Source organism: Rhodococcus sp. NPDC078407 (assembly GCF_044542515.1).
Taxonomy (GTDB): domain Bacteria; phylum Actinomycetota; class Actinomycetes; order Mycobacteriales; family Mycobacteriaceae; genus Rhodococcoides.
This window is the reverse complement of the sequence record NZ_JBITUQ010000002.1, coordinates 269,087-285,736: the sequence shown is the minus strand read 5'-3', so window position 1 is coordinate 285,736 and position 16,650 is coordinate 269,087. Positions and strand designations below refer to the sequence as shown.

General features: G+C 65.4%; 12 protein-coding genes. 10 read left to right on the top strand and 2 right to left on the bottom strand.

Annotated elements, in window-relative coordinates; genetic code table 11:
- Positions 1–4 precede the first annotated feature (4 nt).
- Entirely contained in the window at positions 5–2,221 is a 2,217-nt protein-coding gene (locus ACIGGF_RS03775) for an Hsp70 family protein (RefSeq protein WP_397520101.1), read from the bottom strand.
- A gap of 147 nt (positions 2,222–2,368) precedes the next feature.
- Positions 2,369–3,880: a hypothetical protein gene (locus tag ACIGGF_RS03770; RefSeq protein ID WP_397520100.1), complete on the bottom strand. Its 1,512-nt coding sequence runs from the start codon at positions 3,878–3,880 to the stop codon at positions 2,369–2,371.
- A 251-nt stretch (positions 3,881–4,131) separates the two neighbouring features.
- Between ACIGGF_RS03770 and ACIGGF_RS03765 the strand changes: the two genes are divergently transcribed.
- The 10 genes from ACIGGF_RS03765 (at position 4,132) to ACIGGF_RS03720 (ending at position 16,519) form a co-directional block, all read left to right on the top strand.
- Positions 4,132–4,389, top strand: a complete 258-nt coding sequence (locus ACIGGF_RS03765; protein WP_032376192.1) for an acyl carrier protein — start codon at positions 4,132–4,134, stop codon at positions 4,387–4,389.
- A 4-nt stretch (positions 4,390–4,393) separates the two neighbouring features.
- Positions 4,394–5,548: an acyl-CoA dehydrogenase family protein gene (locus ACIGGF_RS03760; protein ID WP_397520099.1), complete on the top strand. Its 1,155-nt coding sequence runs from the start codon at positions 4,394–4,396 to the stop codon at positions 5,546–5,548.
- A complete protein-coding gene (locus ACIGGF_RS03755; protein ID WP_397520098.1) occupies positions 5,548–6,495 on the top strand; it encodes an amino acid--[acyl-carrier-protein] ligase in 948 nt (315 codons plus the stop codon). The genes ACIGGF_RS03760 and ACIGGF_RS03755 overlap by 1 nt, the downstream gene beginning before the upstream one ends.
- Positions 6,496–6,537: 42 nt before the next feature.
- A complete protein-coding gene (locus ACIGGF_RS03750) occupies positions 6,538–8,310 on the top strand; it encodes an alpha/beta fold hydrolase (RefSeq protein WP_397520097.1) in 1,773 nt (590 codons plus the stop codon).
- A gap of 95 nt (positions 8,311–8,405) precedes the next feature.
- Positions 8,406–10,013 carry a lipopolysaccharide biosynthesis protein gene (locus tag ACIGGF_RS03745; RefSeq protein WP_397520096.1) on the top strand — a complete coding sequence of 536 codons (1,608 nt, stop codon included), beginning with the start codon at positions 8,406–8,408 and terminating at the stop codon, positions 10,011–10,013.
- Positions 10,010–11,290: a hypothetical protein gene (locus tag ACIGGF_RS03740; protein ID WP_397520095.1), complete on the top strand. Its 1,281-nt coding sequence runs from the start codon at positions 10,010–10,012 to the stop codon at positions 11,288–11,290. The genes ACIGGF_RS03745 and ACIGGF_RS03740 overlap by 4 nt, the downstream gene beginning before the upstream one ends.
- Positions 11,287–11,976, top strand: a complete 690-nt coding sequence (locus ACIGGF_RS03735; protein ID WP_397520094.1) for a DUF998 domain-containing protein — start codon at positions 11,287–11,289, stop codon at positions 11,974–11,976. Before ACIGGF_RS03740 ends, ACIGGF_RS03735 begins: the two co-directional genes overlap by 4 nt.
- Positions 11,973–12,953, top strand: a complete 981-nt coding sequence (locus ACIGGF_RS03730; protein WP_397520093.1) for a glycoside hydrolase family 16 protein — start codon at positions 11,973–11,975, stop codon at positions 12,951–12,953. Before ACIGGF_RS03735 ends, ACIGGF_RS03730 begins: the two co-directional genes overlap by 4 nt.
- Before the next feature lie 46 nt (positions 12,954–12,999).
- Positions 13,000–14,286, top strand: coding sequence for a glycosyltransferase family 2 protein (locus ACIGGF_RS03725; protein ID WP_397520092.1), 1,287 nt, complete (start codon positions 13,000–13,002; stop codon positions 14,284–14,286).
- The gene (locus tag ACIGGF_RS03720) at positions 14,267–16,519 is read left to right on the top strand and encodes a hypothetical protein (protein WP_397520091.1); all 2,253 of its coding nucleotides are present in this window, start codon (positions 14,267–14,269) and stop codon (positions 16,517–16,519) included. Before ACIGGF_RS03725 ends, ACIGGF_RS03720 begins: the two co-directional genes overlap by 20 nt.
- Positions 16,520–16,650 lie beyond the last annotated feature (131 nt).

Genomic DNA, 16,650 nt, shown 5'->3' with positions numbered 1-16,650 from the left:
CGACTCAGGGAGCGGGCGGAGCGGGCGGCGGGAAACCAGGCAGCGTGAAATCCGGGAAGCCCGGGATCAGCGGCGGCGGCTGCTGCTCCGTCGTCGGCGGAACGGTGTCGACCGGCGGCGGTGGAGCTGGTGCGGGCTCGACCGTAGTGGTCGTCGGCTCCGGCGTCCACGGCTCCTGGTAGACCTCGGTCTCCGGCGGCACAGTGGTCGGTTCGACAACGGGCGGTTCGCTTATGGGCTCCGGCGCAGGCGGCGGCAACACCGGAGCGGGAATCTCCGACGTGGGCGCACCTGTCGTCGCGGCTGGAGCCTGTGTCTGACTCCGGCTGACCGAAGTGTCGACCACCTGCGGCGTGTTCTGCTGGGTGAGCATGAACCCGGAGACACCGATCACTGCGGCCAGGCCGAGCGCCAGCACACCACCGGTGCGAAGCCGTCGCCGAGCACGGGTTCGATCGTCCTCGCCGTCGTCGTCGTCGTAGTCGGCGTCGAGCCAGTAGATGTTCTTCAGCTGGAACGGAACAGGTTTGCCGCTATCGTCATCCGCAACCTCGGTGGCCGACCACTCGTCAGGAACCGACGTGACAGCAGATTCCGGCGCAATGCTGTGCGCTACAACAGGTTCGGCTACCTCGTAGCTGTCGACTGCCCCTTCGCCGAGCTTCTCACCGAGATTCGTGCTCAACGCGGCGACGCCCCCGTCGACCCGCGCCTCCTGCACATGGTCGTCGAGAACATCATCGGCTACCGCCGTCGATTCCGGCTCGACAGCAACGGAAGGGGAAGAATCGACAACGGAATCGGTGAACTTCGAAGACTCGAAACCACCGGCCGTAGTGGCGCTGTCCATCGGCGACTCGTCGTGCGTGGCGTCCACCGGGGACTCGACCGACGTGGTGTCCACCGGAGACTCGACCGACGTGGTGTCCACCTCGGCCGACTCGGGCGCGGATTCCACCGGAGCCGACGCGACCCACGGACGCGCGGGAACGGGGCGCGTTCCGGTCGGCACGACAACAGGCACCGGCGCGGCGTGCTGAGATTCGGTGCGAGCCGGAACCGGCCGGACGGGAGCTGCCCGCACAGCAGGTTGCGGGGGCACAGGAGGCTGCGAGGGCACAGCAGGCTGCGGAGCCTGACCGGGTTGCGACGGTCGAGCGGGTCGCGGAGGCCGAGGATGAGCCACCCGCGACTGCAGCGAACGCGGCGGCGCGGGCCGATGCTGTGGCGCAGGAGTCGAATCCACTCGCGCCGCGGAGTCGACACCGACCGGAGGTGTCGGCTGCGATGCCGTGTGTCGTCTCGCGTCGGGAGACTGCCGCGGCGCGGTACGAGTGCGCGAGTGCGGCCGAGCGGCCAGAGCTGCTCCACGCGCAGCGACGGTCTCGGGCTCGGTCGGCACTATCGACGGCAGTTCCAGCAACGGTCCGACGCGCTTCTGCACGATCGGCATGCGGGCACCTCCGCCGATCAGCACGACAGCGTCGATGGGCACGTTTGCGCCGATCAACACTTCACGCGCGAATTCGACGGCCTCGTCGAGCAGATCGGTGATCAGCAGCTCGAAATTCTCACGCGAGAGCAGAATCATTCCGCTGGCGTCGGGAAGACACACTGCGTCCTGCGTGGACAGGCGTTCCTTGGCGATTCGGCAGCGCTTCTCGAACAGAGCGATGTCGGGATCGGTCGACTTCTTACCGAGTCGCTCGAGCTGGTTGTTGCGTACGTAGGCGTCGAGCAGGTCGCCGCTGTACGCGCCCGACCGCTGCGAGGCGGTGACGGTCCGCTGGACCAGGTCGACGACGCTGACCGTCAATCCGGAGCTGCCGAGGTCGAACAGTGCCACCGACCTGCAGTCTCTGGCTTCACCGGTTGCTGCGAGGTACTCGATGACAGCTTCCACCTCGGGCACCAGGTGGTAATTCTGCAGATGCGCACCGGCGAGCGCTGCGTGCAGCGCATCCGCCTGCCGAGGGTCGCGGTATGCGACGCCGGTGGAAAGTTCGGGCTCGGTTTCGACGACCGCACCGATCGATTCGGCGGCCAGATGCGGGAGATCTCCGCCCACGCTGTCGATGAGTTCGTTACGGAAGAACAGTGGTCGCTCGATGTCCGTGACCAGGCCGGAGGCGTCGGCGGCGGGGGCCAAGAACTGCTCCGCTCGGGGCTGCGCCGTGCGCACAGCCCGGGTCCCCATGGACACCCCAAGCAGCACAGTCACGGTTGTCGGCCTCACTTCGTTCGGCAATTGCGGGGGACGCGGAACACCTCGTCCAAAGCGTCAGACTACCGCCTAAACCGAAACCGTGGGGCGTGCGCCCCGGAGGAGTAGCGAGACGGGTCTTGCTCCCCGTTCCCGCCGTTCGGTCTATTCGGGTAGTCCCGAATCGGCATTCGGTAGGTAGAGCTCGCCGTCGTACGTGTAGGTGCGCTCGTACAGATCCGCGTCGGACAAACGAACAGGCCCCAGAACCGGTAGGTCGCCCGGCCCCGGAGCGGTCTCCTCCGCCGACGCGGCGGCGTCGGCCAGCGCGGCAGCGAATTCGGCATCGAACGGAATCTGCTCGTCGATCAGCGGAGTGGGCGGCGGCGTATTGCCCCGCGTGAGTACCAGACCTGCGACCGCGACCATCACCAGCGCCACCGCCCCCAGCACGGACGCATCCCGCACGGACCATCTCGTCGCGCGCCGTGCCGGCTGGGTGACGACGCCGGGTTCTCGGACTGCAGGCTTACGAATCGCAGGTTCGAGAGCTGCCGGCTCGACACGCAGGGGCTCGGCAACGGGGGATTCGCCTGCCGCCTCGACCGCCGCATCGTCGACGACGTCGGTGGCGAACACGGTCGAGGTGATTGCCAGTTCTTCGGTGGCGAGCTGATCGACGGTCAGGCCGTCGACCATCCAGGTGTCGATCGAGTCCAAATCCGTGTTCTCGGGCGCATCGACAAGTGCCGACACGTCGTCGGGCACCGTGATGCTTCCCACATCGGTGTCACGAACATCGGTGTCACGAACGTCGGTGCCATCTACGTCCTCGGTAAGAACATCAGCGTCTCGAACATCGGCGTCCGCAAGAGAGGCGACGGCTCCCGAGGGCCGTTCGTCGAGTGCTGCGCCCTTCGCGATGGCCATCGCCGGAGCGTCGGGCACATGGACCGGAACGTCCCACTTGTTCTCGATGATGGTGCGCACGGCGGGGATGCCTGCGCCGCCGCCGATGAGCAACACCGCGTCGGGAGCCTGCTTGGACGCCCAGTCCAGCGCGTCGGACACGAGTGGGGTGATCTCGCGCTCGAATTCCTTGCGGCTGAGCAACATCGGGCCCTTGTTGGGTGCTCGGACACCCGCCGACGAGCTGACCAATTCCTTGAGTTCGCGGAAGAACGATTGATATTCCTCGTCGCCCTGGGGGTCGACCGGCGGCGGCAGAATGCCCTTGGCCATCACGAGGCCGCGGACCACCTCGTCGAAGCGATCCCCGCTGATGTCGACGGTGCGTGCGGTCCACTCCACGAAGTTGCCGACGACGTCCAGCGCGGTGGCCGACAGGCCTTTCTTACCGAGGTCCACCACCAGCACGTAGTCCTTGTCGGCCAGTTCCGGAACGGTGCGCGCGTAGGCCATCAGGGCCTGCGATTCGTCGACCATGCGCGCCTTCGGAACTGTCCGGTCGCCCAGCGTGTCCAGGAGCGCCGTGACGGCCGCGGTGTCCCAGCCGGCGAGCACGATGTCCTCGAACGGTCCGTGGTCGACGAGCTTGCCGGGCAGCAGGTCGTGTGCGCCCGCTGCGTCGATGGAGTCCTCGATACGGCGGCCGTCCGCGATGTACGCGATGCGCACGGCACCGGTACCGACGGACACCCCGCAGACTCCACTCATCGAACAGACAGTCCTTTACACATTTCGATTCGGCACCCGCACCGGCGCACTGACGAGCCCCCGCTCCACTCGAAGTGTACGGCGGTCCGGAAGACCGATACGGGCATCGAACTAACGTTACTAAACAATCTAGGATATTGTTTGGGAGGGTCTGGGGAGACTTCGGGTCGAAAAGGCGCTTTGCCTGCAGACCTCGAGTCGACGACGAGGCCGTCCGGTCTCGTGAACAACGCGATCGGTGGAGGTTTTCGATGCAGACGCTCAATGCTCAGGACGTGGTTCGCGTGCGAACAGTTCTCGAGAAGTTCGGAAAGCTGCCCGTGCCCGTGGAGGGCATCGACGAAGCCGCCGATCTGTACGACAGCGGTCTCACCTCGCACGCCAGCGTCAACGTGATGATCGCTCTCGAGGACGAATTCGACGTCGAATTTCCCGACACCATGCTGCAGAAGTCGACGTTCGGCAGCATCAATGCCATCGCCGCGGCCATCGCTCAGCTGACGGACTGAGGCCATGACCACCGTCTACGAGAACTCGGTCGACCAAACGATGACCGACGTGCTGGCCGTTCTGCGGACCTATGCCGACGAGGTCGATCGCGATGCCCGCTTTCCTACCGAATCGGTGGATGCGCTGCGCGACGCCGGACTTCTCGGCGTCGGAATCCCGCGTGAGTTCGGCGGCGGCGGGGCAACCCTGACCGACATCGCCCGCATCTCGCGCGCCCTCGGCTCCGAGTGCGCCTCGACGGCGATGATCTTCGTGATGCACCAGTCGCAGGTGCTCAGCATCGTTCGCCACGGCAAGTCCGACGCCATAGCAGACCTGCAGCGACGCATCGTGACCGATCGCATACTGGTGGCCTCCGCCACTACCGAGATCAACATCGGCGGCGACGTCCGCTCGAGCAGTTGCGCGGTGGAGTACGACGGCGAGCGGATCACCCTGAGCAAGAACGCGCCCGTCATCTCGTACGGCGAGTACGCACAGATCGTGCTGGCGACGGCGCGACGCAGCGTCGACAGCCCGCCCAGCGACCAGGTCCTCGTGGTGTGCGAAAAGCCCGACGTGACCCTGGAGAAGGTCGGTACCTGGGACACCCTCGGGTTCCGCGGCACCTGCAGTCCTGGCTTCATGCTGGCCGCGCGCACGACGACGTCGAACATTCTGGGCGACAACTACGGTGACATCTCTGCGCAGACCATGCTTCCCGTGGCGCACGTGCTGTGGGGATCGGCGTGGCTCGGTATCGCCGACGCCGCCGTGGCCAAGGCGCGCAGGTCCGTGCAGAAGGCCGCGCGCAAGACCCCGGGAACGCCGCCGCCGAGTGCATTGCGGCTGGCGGAGTTGATGGTGGTCCACGAGCAGTTGGTGGACACGGTGTTCGGTGCGGCCGCGAAGTTCGAGGCCGTCGCGGATAGCCCGGCCGAGCTCGGTGCCATCGGCTTCGCGCTCAAGATCAACAACGTCAAGGTCACCGCGTCGACGCTCGTCATCGACATCGTCGGCAAGGCTCTACAGATCTGCGGCATCTCCGGTTACCGACAGGGCGGCGAGCTCAGCATCGGCCGTCACCTTCGGGATGCACACGGGTCCGCAATCATGGTGAGCAACGAGCGCATCCTCGGCCACAACTCACAGCTCTCCCTCGTCTACAAGGGAAAATGATGACCACAACACATTCCGCACCGGACACGGACGTGAGCGAGCTCGATCTCGCCCGTGAGACTTTTCGGAACGAACTGGTGAACGCAGGACTGTTGGTACCCAGCTCCATCCCCGGATTGTACGGGCGCAGTGGTGAATTCGAGGACATCATCGAATTCGTCGATTCGCGCGTCGTCGCGGCCGGAACGGCCGAGCACGGCTACCAGGCCAAGAGGTTCCGCTTCGCTCCGGTCTTTCCACGGGAAGCCTTCGAGCGCACCGATTACATCGCGTCGTTCCCCAACCTCACCGGCGCCATCAACACCTTCGAGGGCGACAACAAGGATCACGCCGCTTTGTTGGCCGAGCGATCCGACGGCAAGGACTGGGATCACTTTCTGCAGTCCGCCGGAACCATGTTGGTCTCGGCGGCCTGCCACCCGTCGTACTCGATGCTCACCGGGACGCTGCCCGCCGAGGGTGCCCTGATGGACATCTACGGTTTCTGCTTCCGGCACGAGCCCGCCGTGGATCCGGCTCGGATGCAAGCGTTTCGGATGCACGAGTTCGTCCGAGTAGGTACCCCCGACGAGGCGATCGAGCACCGTGAACGCTGGGTGCCGCGCGGCTTGCAGGTGCTGGCCGATCTGGGGCTCGAAGCCGAGGCCGTCATCGCCAACGATCCGTTCTTCGGCCGCGCCGGACGCATGCTCGCAGCCAACCAGCGCAACGAGAATCTCAAGACCGAACTGGTCGTCAAGCTCTACGGAGATCTGGACGACGGCACCGCGGTCGTCTCGTGCAACTGCCACCGCGACCATTTCGGCCACACCTTCGACATCTCGACTGTCGACGGCGAACCGGCTCACAGTGCGTGCGTCGGATTCGGTATGGAACGAATCGCGCTGGCAATGCTCCGAACCCATGGACTCGATCGCTCTGCGTGGCCGGCTGCATTGCGGCCCTGATCGATTCCGTGTCACCCCGCGTACGTAGAAGGACAATCTGAAGTGAACAGTTCCCGCACCGCTCCTCGGCGCATCGGCTCCGTTCCCGCCGAGTCCTCTCCGCGTACCACCGGTGGCAAGTATCCGACGTGGTTCGGCCCGTCCGACGCGCCGTTTTTCGGCACCGTTCACGTCCCGTCCGACGGCCGAGCGCGCGGAGGCGTCGTGCTGTGCCCGCCGCTCGGCAAGGAGCAGGTCGACTCCTACCGAGGAATGACTTTGCTGGCGCAGAAGCTCAGTGCGCAGGGCCTTCTGGTGTTGCGCTTCGACTACAGCGGCACCGGCGATTCCTGGGGAGATCAGGATCGACCCGACGCGATCTCGCACTGGCAACGCAGCATCGTCGAGGCCGTCGAGTTCGTCCGCGGCTGCGGAGTGAGCGAGGTAGCGCTGGTCGGCCTCCGCGTCGGTGCACTCCTGGCCTGTTCTGTCGCAGCCGAATGCGGGCCACTCACCGCGGTGACGCTGTGGGATCCGGTCGTCAAGGGCCGGTCGTACCTGCACGAGCAGCGCGCGCTGTACTCGGTGAGCGTCACCACCGACTCCGACGCCGATCCGCGGGTGTCGATCATCGGTGCTGTGCTGCATCCCGATTCGGCCGCAGGTTTCGCCGCACTCGACGCCACGAAGACCAGAACCGACGCACCGGTGTTGATCGCCACCCGCGCCGAGCGAGGCGACTCGAAGCCGATACGCAAGCTGGTCGACGCATTGTCGGCCGACGAGCACACCCTGTCCGGTCACGACGACTTTCTCGAGCCGAGCGACTTCGAGGTCATCATTCCGGCCGCCGATATCGCCTCTCTCGCCACCTGGACAGCGGCGAAGTTTCCCACTGAACCCACTTCTGACGTCCGGGTGCAGCATCGGTCTCTGGCCACGGTCGACGACATCCACGAGAACATCGAATTCCTCGGTAAGCAACAGCTTTTCGCGATCCGTTCCTCCTCGGATCGGTGCCTGCCCGGCGGGCCGACCGTGGTGTTCTACCCCACCGCCAACGAGCACCGCGTGGGCCCGGTGCGCATGTGGGTCGACCTGGCTCGGCTCCTGCCCCGTTTCGGAATTTCCACGGTGCGCTTCGATCGACGCGGTACCGGCGAGAGCGGAACCGTGTCCGACGGGGAGTTGACCCGCCTGTACAGCGACGAAGGAAACGAAGACGCACTCACCGCCGTCCAACAGTCGGGCACCTCACCCGAGAACGTGCTGGTGGCCGGAATGTGCTCGGGCTCATGGTATTCCAGCTTCGCTGCTCGTGAACTGGGCGTGCGCGCGGCCGTACTGCTGAACACCCTCGATTGGACCACCCGCAGGCTCGAGTTCGTCAAACGCTCCTCCATGCACACCGAGGAGACGGGACTGCGGGCGCGCGCACTCGATCGCCTGCACCACTGGGGTGTGCGGACGAAGAATGCGCTGCAGCCGCGGATTCCCTATGCCCTGTGGATCTGGCTGGGGCGACGCGGACTCATTCAGGTTCCCGAGATCTCGCTGCGCCTGCTCAGCGATCGGGAAGTGCAGACCCGAGTGCTGCTCTCCCCCACGGACACCACCTGGTTCGAGACCAATCGAGGGCCGGAAGGTATGCGTCGGTTGCAGAATCGGACGGCCGCACCCTCTGTCACGTCGTTCGAGTCCGGGGATCACTCGCTCTACGGCCGTGATCTGCGCGAGAACGTCAGAGCGGAACTGATCGCGGCCACCTCCGCCGCGTTCGATGTCGAGATCACCGCACCGTCGCCGCCGGTTCCAGTGGGGCGGGTTCGTCTGTGAAACACCGCGCTCCGAAAATCGCCCCACCCAGACACGAACAGCTCGAACAACTTCGGTGGTATCCGGTCGAACCCGCTCGGTTCGACATGGGATTGATGAACAACCCGACGATGCCGGTTCCGGCATCGCCACGGCACAATCCCGTGCGCTCGGTCGATATTGCTGCCGACGTCGTCGAACAGGCGACACCCGAGTCGGGACCGGGATCCAAGGCGTCCGATCGCAACCTCGCGCTCAATTCGATGGCCCTGATGCTCTCGACGGCCATCACCGGGGCGCTCGGTCTACTGTTCTGGGCTGCGGCCGGTCGGCTCTATCCCGTAGCCGAGGTGGGTAGCGCGTCGGCCGTCATCACCTCCGCGGTGATGCTCTCGACACTGTCCAACCTGAGCCTCGGCTCCATGTACGAACGGTTCCTTCCTCTTTCGGGACGACTGGCGAAGTCGTTCATCGTGCGCGGATACCTCACCGTCACCGCGTTCGCCTTCGTGCTCGGCTGCGGCTTCCTGCTGGTCGCTCCGGTGGACGAGATGTTCACCAACACCGCTGAAATCGTCTCGTTCCCGTTCTTCGTCGCAGTACTCGCAGTGTTCGCCCTGCAGGATCAGACGTCGTCCGGTCTCGGTGTCGCGCGCTGGGCGGCCGGCAAGAACGTCTTCCACGCCGTCGTCAAGTTCGTGTTGTTGTTGGCTCTGTTCGCGACCGCGCGCAGTACCTCGATCATCGCGGCCTGGGCGATCCCCGCCATCGTGGCGTCGGTCTTCGTCCTGCGCGCCATCATGAAGAACGTGCGCACCGAGCAGCGGTACGCAGGCAAACCGGACCTGCCACCCAGGCGCGAGATGTGGGCCTACTTCGGCTCGGCCTACGGCATCACCGCCCTGGGCTCACTCGCGCCGCTGTTGGTGCCGATGATCGTCGTCGCCACCCTCGGTGCCGAGCAGAACGCGTACTTCTCCCTCACCTGGTCGATCGTGAGCGCCCTCTACATTCTGATCAGCGTCTTGATCGGCCCGTACGTCGCCGAGGTCGCCGCGCATCCCGAGCAGTTCCACCGCTTGACCAAGCGGTTCATGACTCTCGTGTGCATCGTTGCGGTCGGCGGGTCGATCTTCCTGGCCTTCATTGCACCGTTCGGCCTCGGTCTGGTCGGTCAGGGCTACCGCGACCAGGGCACCATCATCGTGCAGTTGGCCGCACTCACCATTCCGCTCTCGGTGGTCGGTTCCCTCTACGACGGTTTGGCGCGGGTGCGTCGCCGCATGCGTCTGGCCGTGATCGTGCAGGTCGTGGCCACGTCGATCATCATCGGCGGATCGATCGGCCTGTCGTCGTCGATGGGAATCTCGGCCGTCGGCTGGGCCTACCTCGCTGCCGAGGCTTTCGGTGCGCTCGTGCTGATCGTGCCGCTGATCAGGTGGATTCGCGAATTGTCGGCAGGGGGTGACGGCCGGCCCGGTGACGACGGCGGACCGTTCGACAGTCCCGGCCCCCACGGACCGACCGACGATCACGACACCGGCCGGACGCAATCGCGCGATCGGAACCCTCGGCACCGCGACACCGGGCATCGCGACGCTCGCCACAGCGACACCGGGCATCGTGACGCTCGCTACAGCGATCCACAGGACGATCCCCGGCAACACGACGACCCCTCACCGCGCCGAATTCCGGTTCACGCCCAACACAGGACGGCACCATGACCACCATGTATCGCGCCAGTTCGTTGGACATGCTTCGGTCCGACTCACGGATCGTGACCGTCCTGGGGCCGGCAGACTTCGGCGATCTCGAGCGGGTACGCACGCGTGTGCTCGCACTGGCATCCATCGGTCCGTCGACGCGTCTGGGCCTGCACGCCGACCAGTTTTCGGCAGGATGGCGCTATGAGCCCGAACGGGTCCTCGAGCACATCACGGAAGGACCGGCCGTCGGCCACGAGCAACTATCCGCCGAGCTCACCACCTTCCTACACACGTCCGTGCCCGGAATCAGCGTCCGGATTCGCCTGGCCGGTCGCTATCTGTTTCTCGACCTCAACCACGGACTCGGCGACGCGCTGTTGCCGGTCGACCTGTTCGCGTATCTGGCCGATGCCGCCCCCGACGCACCGCTGCCGGCGTGGGCCGGTAGCGCCATCGATGGCCATCCCCTACGGAAAGCCCTGCTGCACTGGGTGGTCCGCAATCCCCGGAAAGTTCTCGACACGGTCCACGGCCGCGTTCGTCCCGGCGTGAAACCGGAATCCTCAGCAGCACGCGAAGTACCCGACACCGCATCGCCGATCGAAGTTCGGCCCTGGTCCCCGTCGCCGGCGGTGGCCACGGTCGCAACGCCGCTCGGTACCACCGATGCCATTCGCCGTTGGCGAGAATCTCATCTGCCCGGCGCAAGCGTCAGTGCGGTGATGTGCGCAGCTGTGGCGTCAGCATTTTCGCGCACGTCGTTTTCGCTCGATCGCTCCGCAGCGTTCCTGTTCGACTGCCGTCGCTACCTTCCGCCGTCGACCGCCGTGCTCGGTAACTTCGCTGCCGGAATCTCCTTCTCCGACATCGATCCCACCTCGGCGCAGGAGGTGCACGACGCGCTGTCCAATGCCATTGCCAACGGCCGCCCGATCGCCTCCGCGACGATCAGCACCATCAAATACAAGCGCGAACGCAAAGCCGTATCGGGTGTGCACGACGACCGCGTGCCGGTGCAGCCGAAGGTCGAGCTCATGTATTCCGATGTCGGTAGGGTCAGGCAGCTGGAGAACGTTTCCTGGTGTGCCGAACCTGCCGACCGCGCCTTCTTCGTGATCGCCGATCCTGGCCGACCGGAGTCGGTGATGATCACGATGGAGACCATAGGTTCGGTCGTGTTCGTCTCGGCGTCGTTCCACGACAACGTTTTCGACAGTCGGTCCGTGCAATCCGCACTCGATGTCGTCGCGTCCGATCCCCTCGCATTGCTCGCCCCTCAGGAGACCACCGCATGACCACCGACGCAAAGCCCCTCACGAAAACCGAAGCGAAGCGCCCCACGAACAAGCGTTCGGGCTTCGTCGCTCATGTCGCTCGGTGGGCCGGTCTGTCGGTGGTGCAGTTCGTTCTCGTCGAGTACATCGTCTCGGCTACGTGGCGCGGGCTCTACAGCTACCGGAACAACTACATCAGCGAACTCGGAATTCCCTTCTGCGGTCCCACCGGCAACTGGCCGTGCAGCAACCTGTACGTGTTGCTCAACGCCTCGATGGTGCTGTTCGGTGTGGCGATCGCAGCGGTGGGCGGATCCTGGTATCTCGTTCGCCGGATCGACGGCCGAGCCGCCTCGTTCTTCCTCGTCGCCGGTGCGGGTGCCATCACTGCAGGCGTGGTCAACCAGGGCGTGAACTACCCGATCCACTCGTTCGGTGCCACCGTCTTCTTCGTCTTCGGAAACTTCGGCCTCGTCGTCGCCGGTGGGCACCGGAGTCTGCGGCGCAGCATCCGCACCGTCGTCACCGCGCTCGGTGCCGTGGGTCTGGCCGGCTACTTCGCCTACATGGGCGGCCACGAATTCGGGCTCGGCATCGGCACCATGGAGCGCATTGCCACCTACTCCCTGGTGGTGGGCGTAGTGGTGCTCTCGGTCTCGCAGTTCAACGCGACTCGGGTACCGAAGACCCTCGACGAGTCCGCGTGAGTCGTCACTCCGCATCCGGCGGGGAGTCCGGCACGGGGACCGTCGAGGTCTCGCGGCTCCCCGGATCCGGCCTGCTCGTCGAGAGTCCGCGACGCCGCTGGCCGTCGGTGCTGGCCTTCCTCGTCGTCCTGGGATTGGTGGCCGCGGGCACCGTGTACGGATTGCAACATCACTCGAGCGAGTCCGATACCCCGTCCACGGCCGAGGGCACCCTCGACGCCGCGTCCACGACGTCGGCGGCCGATACGGCCGCGGCCAAACCCGGATTCACCGTCTACGACGACTTCTCGGGAACGGCGGGCGACGCGTTGGCGGACGACCGATGGAGCCACGACGTCGGGCGGACCGGCTGGGGCAACAACGAGAAGCAGGACTACACCGATTCCACCGAGAACTCCTCACTCGACGGCCAGGGGAACATGGTCATCAATGCCATGCGCAACGGGGACGGCTACACCTCGGCTCGGGTGACGACCAAGAACAAGTTCGACATCACGTACGGCCGCATCGAAGCGCGAATCGAGATGCCGGCCGGAGCGGGACTGCATCCGGCGTTCTGGATGCTCGGTACCGATCTCGACTCCGTCGGCTGGCCCCTCTCGGGCGAAATCGACATCATGGAGACGCTCAACCAGGCAGATCAGTACCACACCGGAATCCATGCCCCCCAACCGGATTCGCTGACCAGCCAGAAGGTTGACGCAGGCGGAGCTCCGCCGACGCCCCTGTCGGAGGGCTTCCACACGTACTGGGTCGAACGCTCACCGGGCCGCGTGACCACCGGCATCGACAACACCACCTTGGCCACCGTCACTCCGGCCGACCTCGTCGGCGGCGACGACTACTGGGTGTTCGACAAGCCGTTCTTCCTGCTGTTCAACGTCGCCGTTGCCGGCGATTGGCCTGGTCCCACGGACAATTCGACGCCGTTCCCGGCGACCATGGCTGTCGACTGGGTGCGGTATCGCGCCGACTGAGACCTGCTGTAGCTCCCCCTCCGTGTCACCCGAAAGGATCCATCCCGTGTTACCTCCCGCGCTCCCCAGACTCCAGTCTCCCGAATGGGACGGTGCCGTGTGGATCGGTGACATCGACCTCGAGCAGGACCTGCCGACGTCCCTCACGCTCGACGATTCCGACGGTTACCGCCGTGCCCGGTTGCTGATCCGACGCGGACTCGACCCGCTCGGCTTCGTCGAACTGGATGTGGTCGACGGTGCAGTTGCTGCCGCAGACGTGCGCACGGCGGCGATGTCCCTCGCGCAGGTTCCGATGCCCGATGCTCTACCCGAGGCCGAACCGATCCGGCCGCCGATCACGGTGGTCATCTGCACCCGAGATCGGGTCGATCATCTGAAGGGCGCTCTCGCATCGGTATCCGCCCTCGAGTATTCGGACTTCGAGGTGGTGGTCGTCGACAACGCCTCGCCGACCGACGCGACACAGAAGTACGTCGAAAGTTTGGGAGACAGGCGCATTCGTGTGGTGTCCGAACCGACGGCAGGCCTGTCGAGGGCAAGGAACACGGGTTTGCGTGCCGCGCGGCACGCCATCGTCGCGTTCACCGATGACGATGTTGCGGTGGATCCCAAGTGGTTGCAGAGCATTGCGCGTGGTTTCGCCCGGACCGATCGGGTGACGTGTGTGTCCGGGATCGTGCCGAGCGGGGAGATCCGAACTCAGGCGCAGGCGTATTTCGATCGCCGAGTCGGGTGGGCGAGTTCGGTGACGCCACGGGTGTACGACCTGAGCAATCCCCCGGCAGACGTACCGCTGTTTCCGTTCCAGGTCGGGATGTACGGAACCGGCGCCAATTTCGCAGTGGACCGCGGCCGGATGTTCGATCTGGGAGGATTCGACGAGTCATTGGGTGTCGGCTCCCCCACCAACGGCGGGGAGGACCTCGACATGTTCTTCCGGGTACTGATGGCGGGTGACAAGCTGGTGTACGAGCCCGCGGCCATCGTGTGGCACCGTCACCGCGCCGACTCCGACGCACTGGCAGTGCAGGCCCGCGGTTACGGTCTCGGCCTGGGCGCGTGGCTGTACACCGTCGCCACGAACCGCAGGTCGGCCACGCTCGCGGCCTCGGTGGCCGTCCGACGACTCGGTAGTGCACTTCGGTTGTCGGCCAAGATGAGCAAGGTCGCGTCGCCCCCGGACGATCTCGCTGCCGATCTCCCCGACGGCATCGGCCGAATGGAATTGCTGTCCATCGCCAAGGGCCCCGCGGCCATCCGGCGCAGCAGGCGCGAGGGTCGCGAACGCACTCCGTTGGCGGGGGTGAGCCGTGAGCCGCTCTTCGACTGATTCCAGCCACCGGTCCCTCGGGGACCTGCGGCACAAGCTCTTCGTACCGTCCGAGTGGACCCTCGAGTGGCCCGTCGGCTCGTCGGACTCCGGTGCCGGCACTCGCCGCCGCGCCGGCAGTCGGCTGCGCTACGCCGACATCGCCGTACTCGCTGCCGCATCCGGCCTGATCTCGATGATCGCGCTACCCACGCTCGTTCGCGTGGTACTGCTGGCGGTCCTGCTGTTCTTCGGGCCCGGTGCCGCGATTCTGTCGTGGGTTCGCATCCCCCGTACCGCCGTTCCTGCTGCTCTGCCGATCCTGAGCATCTCGGTGGTGACGCTGATGGCATCGACGGCCATGTGGGGATACCGCTGGTCACCCCGGATGTGGACGTTGTGGCTGTGTCTCGCCCTGATCGGGTCGTCGGTGCTCTGGTACCGAAAGCACGGTCGTCCCGACCTGCCCGAGTGGATCGCACGGACGCGTTCCGCCGTCTCGCCGCCGTCTCGCGCCGCCGCCATCGCGTCGACCAGGTTCGTTCTCACCGATCGAGACACGCTGCGCCGCAACGTTGCCGGCCTGATTCTCGCTCTTGCGTTCTTTCTGTGGCTGCCGCTGCTGCCCGGTCTCGAACGAGCGACGTACTCGCAGTTCGGGTTGCTGACCGCCGGCACCGGTCCCGGCCTGGTGCTGTGCATGGTCTTGATCATGGCGGCATTCCTGATCGCACTGCGGCGGCATCAACTGCGCACCATGCTGGTCGCCGTCGGCCTGGCCATCGTCGTACAGCGATTCACCGTCACGCTGGTCACGTCCGCGCCGATCTACGACTGGACGTACAAGCACGTCGCGGTCACCGAATACGTCCTGGACATGAACCGACTCACTCCGAGTGGCGTCGACATCTACAGCGAGTGGCCCAGCTTCTTCCTCGTCTCGGCCTGGTTCCAGCACGTCACCGGATGGGACACCCTGTCGCTGGCGCACGTGTTCGCGCCGATGAGCCACGTGGTGCTCGGCGCGGCCATCTACGGCCTGGCCCGGGTCATGAAGTTCACCAAACGTGCCGCGATCACCGCCGTGATGCTGGCCGAGGTGATCAACTGGGTGGGTCAGGACTACTACTCCCCGCAGGCGTGGGCGATTCTGCTCGCCGTGGGCTTCCTGGCGTTGCTGATGTCCTCACCGCTGACCCGGTCCGCTGCCTTCCTGTCGATCGTTCCGTTCGCGGCCCTGGTACCCACCCATCAGCTGACCCCCTACTGGTTGATGGCCGTCACCGGCGTACTGCTGGTGACTCGACGGGCCAAACCGTGGTGGCTGATGATTCCGCTCGGCGTCATCCTGTTGGGATATCTGTACCCGCGTCTGCCGATCGTGGCACCGTACGGCCTCTTTCAAGGGTTCGACCCGGTTCAGAATGCGTCGAGCAACGTCCAGGCAGAGGGCGTGCTGGGCAAACAGGTCACATCCCTGGTCTGCCGCGCGCTGTCCGGTGGAGTGTTCGGCCTGGCTTTCGTCTCGGCGATCTACGCCTGGCGCACCAAGAAGACGTTCTGGGCACCGATGGTGATGGCATTCGGTTCGATCATGCTGCTCGCCGGGCAGAGCTACGGCGGAGAAGCGATCTTCCGGGTGTACCTCTACGCGATCCCCGGGTGCGTCCTGTTGATCACGCCGATGTTCCTGGCGTTGTTCGACCGACAGCCGTCCCAGAAGCGTCCGTCGCGGGTTCGCAGGGTCGCCGCCCGTACCTCGGTCGCGGTCGCCGTCGCCGGCGCTGTCGGCTCGGCCGTCCTCGGTCTGCAGGCATATTTCGGACTGTGGCCGATCGTGCTCGAGAATCGCGATCAGATCGACGACGCGAGAGCGGTGGCCGCGCAGGCACCGCCCGGTACCGCGGTGACGATGCTGTACGGCTCGGGCTACCCGGCTCGATCGACGTCGGACTACGGCCGTTTGACCGAGTCCAACGACTACTGGGACGTTCCGCTCTACGCCCTGGGGCCCGAGTACATGCAGGGATTCCCGACGCCCGACAAGCTCGGCCAGATCGACTACAACGCGTCGATCAAGGACTCCCCGACATACATGGTGGTGACTCGGCAGTCACTGGAGGCCATGCATTACTACGGGTTCGTTCCCGACGACGATGTGAACCGTTTTCGGCAGTGGCTGAGGACCAACCCGGCGTGGTCGGTCCGGTACGACGACACAGACACCATCGTCTACCAGTACGGATCTTCCTAGCCGAGGCCGAAACTATGACGAGCGTCTCCAAACAATCTCTCAGTTGGTTTGTTTACGGCTTGACAAACTCGTAGCTTCTTTTAAGCTTGCTTACAGTCAAAGGAAACAGGTTCTTACGCTTCATAACAAGC

Coding starts and splice junctions, on each gene's coding strand:
- ACIGGF_RS03770 (WP_397520100.1), bottom strand. CDS start 3,880: ATGAGTGGAGTCTGCGGGGTGTCCGTCGGTACCGGTGCCGTGCGCATC.
- ACIGGF_RS03765 (WP_032376192.1), top strand. CDS start 4,132: ATGCAGACGCTCAATGCTCAGGACGTGGTTCGCGTGCGAACAGTTCTC.
- ACIGGF_RS03760 (WP_397520099.1), top strand. CDS start 4,394: ATGACCACCGTCTACGAGAACTCGGTCGACCAAACGATGACCGACGTG.
- ACIGGF_RS03755 (WP_397520098.1), top strand. CDS start 5,548: ATGACCACAACACATTCCGCACCGGACACGGACGTGAGCGAGCTCGAT.
- ACIGGF_RS03745 (WP_397520096.1), top strand. CDS start 8,406: ATGAACAACCCGACGATGCCGGTTCCGGCATCGCCACGGCACAATCCC.
- ACIGGF_RS03740 (WP_397520095.1), top strand. CDS start 10,010: ATGACCACCATGTATCGCGCCAGTTCGTTGGACATGCTTCGGTCCGAC.
- ACIGGF_RS03735 (WP_397520094.1), top strand. CDS start 11,287: ATGACCACCGACGCAAAGCCCCTCACGAAAACCGAAGCGAAGCGCCCC.